This window comes from Maricaulis sp. (genome assembly GCF_030149235.1).
Classification (GTDB): domain Bacteria; phylum Pseudomonadota; class Alphaproteobacteria; order Caulobacterales; family Maricaulaceae; genus Maricaulis.
Genome location: NZ_JASBRW010000004.1, coordinates 115898 through 125736 on the forward strand (window position 1 = coordinate 115898; position 9839 = coordinate 125736).

The 9839-nt window shown below is 62.6% G+C and carries 9 protein-coding genes; all 9 read left to right on the forward strand.

Annotation, left to right across the window (positions count from 1 at the left end):
- Window positions 1–13 precede the first annotated feature (13 nt).
- Entirely contained in the window at window positions 14–310 is a 297-nt protein-coding gene (locus Q1V51_RS00865; protein WP_300551786.1) for a DUF2282 domain-containing protein, read from the forward strand.
- Window positions 311–396: 86 nt separating this feature from the next.
- Window positions 397–1224 carry a DUF692 domain-containing protein gene (locus Q1V51_RS00870; protein ID WP_366522679.1) on the forward strand — a complete coding sequence of 276 codons (828 nt, stop codon included), beginning with the start codon at window positions 397–399 and terminating at the stop codon, window positions 1222–1224.
- On the forward strand, window positions 1217–1981 hold the full coding sequence (locus Q1V51_RS00875) for a DNA-binding domain-containing protein (protein WP_300551790.1): 765 nt from the start codon (window positions 1217–1219) through the stop codon (window positions 1979–1981). Before Q1V51_RS00870 ends, Q1V51_RS00875 begins: the two co-directional genes overlap by 8 nt.
- A gap of 10 nt (window positions 1982–1991) precedes the next feature.
- Window positions 1992–2531, forward strand: a complete 540-nt coding sequence (locus tag Q1V51_RS00880) for a DoxX family protein (protein WP_300551792.1) — start codon at window positions 1992–1994, stop codon at window positions 2529–2531.
- Between the two features lie 72 nt (window positions 2532–2603).
- Complete coding sequence (locus tag Q1V51_RS00885; RefSeq protein WP_300551793.1) at window positions 2604–3032, forward strand: TQO small subunit DoxD; 429 nt, start codon at window positions 2604–2606, stop codon at window positions 3030–3032.
- Window positions 3033–3115: 83 nt separating this feature from the next.
- Entirely contained in the window at window positions 3116–4492 is a 1377-nt protein-coding gene (locus tag Q1V51_RS00890; RefSeq protein ID WP_300551795.1) for a hypothetical protein, read from the forward strand.
- Between the two features lie 105 nt (window positions 4493–4597).
- Window positions 4598–5797 carry an ADP-forming succinate--CoA ligase subunit beta gene (gene sucC / locus Q1V51_RS00895; RefSeq protein ID WP_300551796.1) on the forward strand — a complete coding sequence of 400 codons (1200 nt, stop codon included), beginning with the start codon at window positions 4598–4600 and terminating at the stop codon, window positions 5795–5797.
- Window positions 5797–6705, forward strand: a complete 909-nt coding sequence (sucD, locus tag Q1V51_RS00900) for a succinate--CoA ligase subunit alpha (RefSeq protein ID WP_300551798.1) — start codon at window positions 5797–5799, stop codon at window positions 6703–6705. The genes sucC and sucD overlap by 1 nt, the downstream gene beginning before the upstream one ends.
- 188 nt (window positions 6706–6893) lie before the next feature.
- Window positions 6894–9839: 2-oxoglutarate dehydrogenase E1 component (locus tag Q1V51_RS00905; protein ID WP_300551799.1), on the forward strand; the 2946-nt coding region annotated here is incomplete at its 3' end.

The window sequence follows — 9839 nt, forward strand, 5'->3', positions numbered from 1 at the left end:
GAGTATTCGAGAGATGAAAGCCGAACAGAAAATCGCCGTCGTCGCTGCGTCCGCCCTCGCCCTGTCGCTGGCCTCTGCGGCTGCGCAGGCCAGCACGGCCAGCGCGTCCTTCAACGAAGTCGAGCAGTGCTACGGCATCTCGCTTGCCGGCGAGAATGATTGTGCCGCGGGCCCGGGTACGTCCTGCGCCGGCACCTCTAACGTCGATTATCAGGGCAATGCCTGGACCTATGTCCCGGAAGGCACCTGCGAAAGCATCCAGACCCCTTATGGCAACGGCTCGCTGGAGCCGGTCGAGCGCGGCGAATAAGCCGAACCGGTTGTGCAGCCGGTCCGGAGCCGGCTGCCCATAGGAGGCCGTTGAGCGTGTCTGCCCCTGATAAGTCCCCCGCAAATCTGGCTGCTACAGCCGGTATCGGTCTGAAGCCTGAGCATTACAGGCCGGTGCTGGAGGCGACCGCTCACGGTCTTTGGGTCGAGGTCCATCCTGAAAACTACATGGCCGATAGCGGTCCGCGGCTGAACTGGCTCGAGGCCATCCGCCGCGACAAGCCGGCCTCCTTCCACGGTGTGGGCCTGTCGCTCGGCGGTGTTGAACCGCTCGACAAGGGCCATCTCAAGCGCTGGAAGACTCTGGTGGAGCGCTTTGACCCGGTGCGCGTGTCTGAACACCTCGCCTGGTCGGCCCATGCGGGCACCTATTTCAACGATCTTCTGCCCACCCCGATGACGCAGGCCGCGCTCGATCATTTCTGCGATCATGTCGACGAAATGCAGAGCGTGCTCGGCCGTCAGGTGCTGGTCGAGAACCCGTCCCGCTACATGCCCCTGCACGAAGACATTCCCGAGATCGATTTCCTCGCCGAGACCGTCCGGCGTACCGGGTGCGGTCTCCTGCTCGACGTCAACAATGTCCACGTCTCCGCCCACAATCTCGGCTTCGATGCCCGCGATTACCTCGACCGGGTTCCGGCCGGGGCCATTGGCGAGATCCACCTTGCCGGTCACGAGCCGGACGAGGGGCTGGGGGCTGAACTGCTGATCGATACCCACGGGGCGCCGGTCAGCGAGGATGTCTGGTCCCTGCTGCGGCATCTGATCGGCCGGATCGGCCCGCGCCCGCTACTGATCGAGCGCGATACCAACCTGCCGCCCTTCGGCGTGTTGATGGCCGAGCGCAGTGCCGCGCAGGCCGTGCTGGAGGAGTGCCTCGCCCATGTCTGATGCGTTTTTCCGCAACTGGTCATACGCGCTGCGCAGCGGTGATGCCGACGCCCTGTTGCCCTACCTGGCCGACGAGCGGGCCCGGCAGCATTTTGCCGTTTATCGCAATAACGTCGTCAGCGCGGCCATCGAGGCTCTGCGTTCGGCCTATCCTGTGGTCAACCAGCTGGTCGGAGACAGTTTCTTCTCTCCCATGGCCAAGCTCTACTGGGATGAGCATCCGCCGCAGGACCGGTCGATGACGCTCTATGGCGCGGGTTTCGCCGAGCACATCGCCAGCTATGGACCGGCGGCGCGACTTGGCTATCTGCCGGACATTGCCCGGCTCGACCGGGCCTGGCTCGACGCCCATCATGCCGCAGAGCGCGAGACCCTCAGCGGTGAGGCGGTTTCAGCCCTCCCCGCGGAAAGCCTGCCGCAACTGAGCCCGGGATTGCATCCATCGGTGCACGTCGTCGAGCTCGATTGGCCAGTCTTCGATGTCTGGGCCGCCCATCGTGTGGGCCGCTCGATCACGCCGACCGAAATCGCCCCGGGTCACGAACATATCGTCATCTGGCGCTTCCAGAGCCAGGTAAAACAATCCCGTCTCAGCCCGGCGCATGCCGCTTTTCTCGCGGCAATAGGTGAGGGGCGCTCCTTGCAGCAGGCCGTTGAACGGGCCGCTGCCGAGGGCGGACGCGAAGACCCGGCCGGTTTCTTCGGCCATGCCCTGTCCCACGGCCTCATCGCCGCGCCGGCACCCAACACGATCTAGGATTTTCGCCATGATGGCTTTTGCTACCCGCGCACATGATCTCCATGAGCGCTTTTTCGGTGCCTTCCGCACGGTATTGGGCGGGTCATTGCTGCAATTGCTGGCCCGACTGACGCTGGCCGGCGTGTTCTGGCGCTCGCTTTTGACCAAGGTGGAGACCGCCAAACTCTTCACCTACACCGAATACATCAATGATTTCCCGGTCGAACGGGCGCGCATGCGGGTGCCGGAATTGCCGCTGGATCTGAAGCCGGCCACCCTGCACCAGTTTGCCAATGATTTTGCCCTGCCGCTGATCCCCGGCGATATCGCGGCCTGGATGGCAACGCTGGGCGAGTTCGTATTGCCGATCCTGCTTGTGCTGGGACTATTCACCCGGTTCGCGGCGGTGGGGCTGCTGGTCATGACGCTTGTGATCCAGTTCTTTGTCTTCCCGGAAGCCTGGTGGGGCACGCATGCATTGTGGGCCGTGATGGCGATCTTTATTGCCGCCCATGGGCCGGGGCGCTTGTCGCTTGACCACGTCTTCGGAAACAGATTCGCCCGCTAGGCGCACGGGATTGCATCGCCCGGACGGGCGGGCCATGGTCGCCGCGGTCTTTGAAAACCGGGGGGTTGGACCATGACACAGGCGTCGATAACGCGCGGTGGCGACCGTTTCATGCCGGACTGGGTGCTGGGCCTGGTAATCCGCCTGTCCGTCGTGCCCGGCTTGTGGATGTGGGGGCGTGCCAACGCGGCTGAATGGCCCGGCGTCTCGCCTGATATCGTCAGTGCCGCCGATTACTGGGGCATTCCGCTGATTCCGGCACCCTTGCTCGCCCAGATCGCGGTCTGGGGCGCGCATATCGTCGCCCTGATGCTGGCCGTCGGTTTTCTCACACGGCTGGTCGGCTTCGTGCTCCTGGCCTTTTCTCTCGCCTATCTGTTGTGGATCGTGCCGGACAGCTGGGTTTCGGTTTCGGTCTTTGCGGCCGTCTCCTTCTATCTCTTCGCCCGGGGCAGCGGGGCGCTTTCGGTGGATGGGGCGCTGGCGGCCACAACCCGCTAGGACGTAATTGCGTCTGGCGAAACCTCTGCTTATCCGCTTCACTGTGCTGACTGATTCCCCGGCATTAAGAGGCGGCATCCACCATGTCCCCGGAACTGGAACAGAAGCTCAAACGCGCCCTGGCCGGCAAAGCGGCCGTGGAGATGGGGCAATTCCAGTTCCTCAATCTTGACCTGATCCGTGAACGGGCCGGACGCGACTGGCCCAATGTGCGCGCCAAGACCTATCAGGTGTCCGAGCATTTCATCGAGAAACGCCTCGACGAGGATGATGTCATGATCCGCGTACGCGGCGGGTTCCTGATCATTTTCAGCCTGATCGGGGGCATCGAGGCTGAGGCGCGGGTCGGCGAGATCGCCGACGAGCTCAACGAGTTCTTCCTCGGTGAGAAAGAATATGCGCGTCTCAAGATCGAGGGCGAGGCCCGGCGCGTCCCGACCAGCGAATTCCTGTCCATCATGGCCGAGAACCAGCCGGAGGACATGCCCGAACTGGAAGGTGACCCGGTCGCCGAGCGTGAACCGGTTGACGAGGAGGCCAGGCCCTCCGGCTGGAAATCTACCGCCCCGGCCGGTCCGCGCGGGGCCAAGGGCGGGACCTGGGAAAAGGCCGAGCACGATAATCCGCTGGCCGCCGAACGTGTGCCGGAATGGCCCGAAAGCCAGTTCAAGGAAAAGGACGGGGTCTGGGATGATATCGTCTTCCAGCCGGTCTGGGATGCGCGCAATCAGACGCTGGGGCATCACCTGTGCAGCGCCCGCCGCATCGTCGATGGTCGCGTGCTCTACGGCACTGAAACGCTGATGGGCCAGGACAGCGAAGTCCTGATCCGCATGCTCGACCGCTCGGTCGCCCTGGCGGCCCAGCGCGGTTTTCAGCAATTGCACGCCAAGGGCTCAAACTGTCCGATCATCGTGCCGGTACATTACGATACGCTGGCGACGGTGTCGCAGCGGATGGATTATTTCTCCATCCTGCAAAGCGTGCCCAAACACATCCGCCGTTTCTTCTTCCTCAAGGTCGATGCTATCCCCGACGGCGCACCCATGGCGCAGATGCAGGAGCTGTTCCGCTCCATGATGCATTTCGGTTCCAATATCCTGGCCGAGCTCAAATTCGGTCCGAAATGGGATGTGAAGCGTTTTGAGGGCTGCGGTGTAGGCCTGTTCGGGTCCTCCTTGCCGCGTTCGGTCCGGTCGAAAGAGCCGACGGATGCGACTGTCATGGCGCTGATGGACATGGTCGCGGCGTCGCGTTCGCTGAATACCGAGACCTATCTCACCGGCGTGGCGAATCTCGACCTGCTCAATGCGGCCGTCTCCACCGGAATACGGCTTATGGCGGGCGATGTGATCGCTGAGGCACGGGCTCTGCCGGCGCCGACGCAGACGCTGGATTTCTCCACAATCGCCAGCCGTAACAGGCCTGACAGCGATGAAAGCAATATAGTTAGGATTTAGTCCTAAAGGCAAAGGCGCGAAGGCGTTGCTTGCGCGATGCCGGGTGTTATAAGGCGAGTCCATTCTGGCCATCCTTTCGCTCATCCCTCCCGCGAGGCCCATTACATGAATATCCATGAGCATCAGGCAAAAGCTGTCCTGAAATCCTTCGGTGCGCCCGTCGCTGACGGCGTTGCCATTTTCTCCGTTGATGAAGCCGCTGCCGCTGCAGACAAGCTGCCCGGCCCGCTCTGGGTCGTTAAATCCCAGATCCATGCCGGCGGCCGAGGCAAGGGCAAGTTCAAGGAACTTGGTCCCGACGCCAAGGGCGGTGTCCGTCTCGCCTTTTCCAAGGACGAGGTTCTCTCCCACGCCAAGGAAATGCTGGGCAATACGCTGGTCACGCACCAGACCGGCCCGGAAGGCAAGCAGGTCAATCGTCTCTACATCGAAGACGGTGCCGATATCGCCACCGAGCTCTACTGCTCACTGCTGGTGAACCGCGAAACCGGCCGTGTGGCCTTTGTCGTCTCCACCGAGGGCGGCATGGACATTGAGGCCGTTGCCGAGGAAACCCCGGAGAAGATCCACACGATCGATATCGATCCGGAAACCGGTGTCACCCCGGATGATGCGGCCAAGATCGCCGACGCCCTGGAACTGTCCGGCACGGCACGTGACGACATGCTCTCGCTGGCGGGCATCCTCTACAAGGCCTTCACCGAGAAGGACATGTCCCTGCTCGAGGTCAACCCGCTCATCGTCATGGAAGATGGCCGCGTCCGCGTCCTCGACGCCAAGGTCTCCTTCGACGGCAATGCCCTGTTCCGCCATGACGACATCATGGCGCTGCGCGATACGACGGAGGAAGACGAAAAAGAGATTGAGGCGTCCAAATACGACCTCGCCTATGTCGCCCTCGACGGCAATATCGGCTGCATGGTCAACGGTGCCGGCCTGGCCATGGCGACCATGGACATCATCAAGCTCTATGGTGCTGAACCGGCCAACTTCCTCGATGTCGGTGGCGGCGCCACGACCGAGAAGGTGACGGCCGCGTTCAAGATCATCACCGCCGACCCGAACGTCAAAGGCATTCTGGTCAACATCTTCGGCGGCATCATGCGCTGTGACATCATCGCCGAAGGCGTGGTCACCGCGGTGAAGGAAGTGGGCCTGCAGGTCCCGCTCGTCGTTCGCCTGGAAGGCACGAATGTCCAGCTTGGCAAGGACATCATCAATAAGTCGGGCCTCAACGTGATCGCCGCTGACGATCTCGACGACGCCGCCCAGAAAATCGTCGCCGCCGTGAAGGAGGCCGAATAATGTCGATCATCGTCAATAAAGACACCAAGATCATCGTCCAGGGCCTGACCGGCAAGACCGGCACCTTCCACACGGAACAGGCGCTGGAATATTACGGCACCAAGATGGTCGCCGGTGTGCATCCGAAAAAGGGCGGTTCGACTTGGTCGTCCGGCCTGGAAAGCGCCGCCGAGCTGCCGATCTACACCTCTGTCGGTGAAGCCAAGGAAGCCACCGGCGCCACGGCGTCGGTCATCTATGTCCCGCCGGCCGGTGCCGGTGCGGCCATCATCGAGGCCATCGAGGCGGAAATCCCGTTCATTTCCTGCATCACTGAGGGCATTCCGGTGATGGATATGGTCAAGGTGAAAGCCAAGCTGGAGAAGTCCAACTCCATGCTGCTCGGTCCGAACTGCCCCGGCATCCTGACGCCGGAAGAGTGCAAGATCGGCATCATGCCGGGCTCCATCTTCAAGAAGGGCTCCGTTGGCGTCGTCTCGCGCTCGGGCACGCTGACCTATGAAGCCGTGTTCCAGACCACCGCGGAGGGCCTCGGCCAGACCACGGCTGTCGGCATTGGCGGCGACCCGGTCAAGGGCACCGAGTTCATCGACGTGCTGGAGAAATTCCTCGCCGATGACGAGACCAAGTCGATCATCATGATCGGTGAGATCGGTGGTTCCGCCGAGGAAGATGCCGCGCAATTCCTGGCTGACGAAGCCAAGAAGGGCCGCAAGAAGCCGACCGTCGGTTTCATCGCCGGCCGTACCGCACCTCCGGGCCGCACCATGGGCCATGCCGGTGCCATCGTCTCCGGCGGCAAGGGCGGCGCGGAAGACAAGATCGCAGCCATGGAAGCGGCGGGCATCACGGTGTCTCCGTCTCCGGCCCGCCTCGGCACGACCCTGGCGGACGTGCTCAAGGGCTAGGCTTCAAGCCGAACCGACCTGACAAGCCGCGCTCTGGGCAACCGGGGCGCGGTTTTGTTTTGTCACCCTCTTGTCAGTAGACCCGCGCTCTTCCCTTCTGTTGGTCACAAAAGGGGCCTAGATGATTTTTAACCATTCCGGCTTAGGCCGTTGCTCCAGACACACTCCTGACTCAGGCCCTCCCCCCAATGTCTGACCAAAATCGCTCCGATACTAACCAGGCTTTCCTGGATACCTCCTTCCTGCAGGGCGCCAATGCGCTCTATGTGGAACAGCTCGCCGCCGCCTATGCCAAGGACCCGTCCTCGGTGCCGGAAGGCTGGCGCAGTTTCTTTGCCACCATGGGTGACCCGGCTGCCGATGCCGCCCGTGCCGCCGATGGCCCAAGCTGGAAGCGCGCCGACTGGCCGCCGGCCGCGAATGGCGAACTGGTCTCGGCCCTGGGCGATATCGGTCCGGATGAAGGTGCCATGGTCGACAAGGTCGCGGCCCATGTCGAAGCCCAAAAACCCGGCGCATCGGCCGAGGATGTCCGCGATGCCACCCGCGCCTCGATCCGCGCCATCATGATGATCCGCGCCTACCGCATGCGCGGCCATCTGGCGGCCCAGCTCGACCCGCTGGGCATTTCCACCTTCGGCCCGCAGCCCGAGCTCGACCCGGCCACCTATGGCTTCAATGGCGCCGCGATGGACGAAGAGGTCTTCATTGACGGCTATCTCGGCCTCGAGACCGCAACGCCGCGGCAGATGCTGGACATCCTGCGCCGGACCTATTGCGGCCCGGTTGGTGTGGAGTTCATGCAAATCTCCAACCCGGCGGAGAAATCCTGGCTGCAGGAGCGCTTAGAGGGGCCGGACAAGGACATCCGCTTCACCCAGGAAGGCAAGATCGCCATCCTCAAGAAGCTGATCGAGACCGAGCGTTTCGAGCAATTCCTGCATAAGCGCTATCCCGGCACCAAACGCTTCGGGGCCGATGGCGCGGAATCCATGGTTCCGGCGCTGGAGCAGATCATCAAGCGCGGCGGCGCGATGGGCGTCGAGGATATCATCATCGGCATGCCGCACCGCGGCCGTCTCAATGTGCTCGCGGCCGTGATGGGCAAGCCCTATCACCAGATTTTCCATGAATTCCTCGGCGGCAATACCCAGGGGGAAGACGAGTTCGGCTCCGGTGATGTGAAATACCATCTCGGTGCCTCGTCCGATCGCGAGTTCGACGGCAACAAGGTTCACCTGTCGCTGACCGCCAACCCGTCCCACCTGGAAGCCGTGAACCCGGTTGTCCTCGGCAAGGCGCGGGCGAAGCAGGAAGAGAACTGCCGCAAGCAACCCGGTACGCCGCGCATGAATGTGCTGCCGCTGTTGCTGCACGGCGATGCGGCCTTCGCCGGCCAGGGCATTGTCACCGAAGGCCTGGGACTGTCCGGCCTGCGCGGTCACCGTACTGGCGGAGCGATCCACTTCATCGTCAACAACCAGATCGGCTTTACCACCGATCCCAAGGACAGCCGCTCCAGCCCCTACCCGTCAGACGTTGCGCTGATGGTGCAGGCGCCGATCTTCCACGTGAACGGGGATGATCCGGAAGCGGTGGTCCATGCCACCAAGATCGCTACGGAATACCGTCAGCTGTTCGGCAAGGACGTCGTCATCGACATGTTCTGCTATCGCCGCTACGGCCATAATGAGGGCGATGATCCGACCTTCACCCAGCCGATCATGTATCGCGTGATTAAGGACCTGGCGCCGGTGAAGAAGCAGTACCAGGACCGCCTGATCGCGGAAGGCGTACTCAGCGCGGCCGAGGTCGAGGCGCTGGAAAACGAGTTCGACACCTATCTCGACAATGAGTTCGAGGCCGGCAAGGGCTTCGAGCCGGAGCGCGCGGACTGGTTGGATGGCCGCTGGTCGGGCCTGGGCCTGCCCGAGGGCGATGATCGCCGCGGCGAGACCTCGGCCTCGATGGAGAGTCTGAAATCCGTCGGCATGGCGATGACCGAGATCCCCGAGGGCGTGAATATCCACCGTACCCTCAATCGCGTCATCGGCGCCCGCCGCAAGATGATCGAGACCGGTGAGGGCATCGACTGGGCCACCGCCGAGCATCTCGCGTTCGGCACGCTGGTCACTGAAGGCTTCCCCGTGCGCCTGTCCGGTCAGGATTGCGGTCGCGGCACCTTCTCGCAGCGCCATTCGCACATCATCGATCAGCAGACCGAGGAGCGCTACACGCCGCTCAACAATCTCGCTGAGGGCCAGAAGAAATACGAAGTCATCGACTCGATGCTGTCGGAAGAAGCCGTGCTCGGGTTCGAGTATGGCTTCTCGCTCTCGGCCCCGAACACGCTGGTAATGTGGGAAGCCCAGTTCGGTGATTTCACCAATGGCGCCCAGGTCATCATCGACCAGTTCATCTCATCCGGTGAGCGCAAATGGCTGCGCATGTCCGGCCTGGTAATGCTGTTGCCCCATGGCTATGAGGGCCAAGGCCCGGAGCACTCCTCGGCCCGTCCGGAGCGCTTCCTGCAGCTGTGTGCAGAAGACAATATGCAGGTCGCCAACTGCTCGACGCCGGCGAACTATTTCCACATCCTGCGCCGTCAGATTCACCGCAGTTTCCGCAAGCCGCTGGTGATCATGACGCCGAAATCCCTGCTGCGTCACAAGCGCTGCGTCTCAACGCTCGCCGCGCTGGGGCCGGGCTCATCCTTCCACCGTGTCTTGTGGGATGATGCTGACCAGGGCAAGGCGGCCGAGGGTGAGATTTCGCACACCACGATCAAGCTGCAGCCGGACGAGAAGATCCGCCGCGTCGTGATGTGTACCGGCAAGGTTTATTACGATCTGCTCGAGCGCCGCGAGGAGCTGGGCCTGGACGACGTTTATCTGCTCCGTGTCGAACAGCTCTACCCCTTCCCCTACAAGGCGCTGCTCTCCGAGCTGGCCCGCTTCCCGAACGCCGAAGTGGTCTGGTGCCAGGAAGAGCCACGCAATATGGGCTACTGGACCTTTGTCGAGCCCAATATCGAGTATGTGCTCACCAAGCTGGAAGACGTGAAGGCCAATCGCCCGCGCTATATCGGCCGGGTTCCGACCGCCTCCACCGCCACCGGCATTGCCTCCAAACAC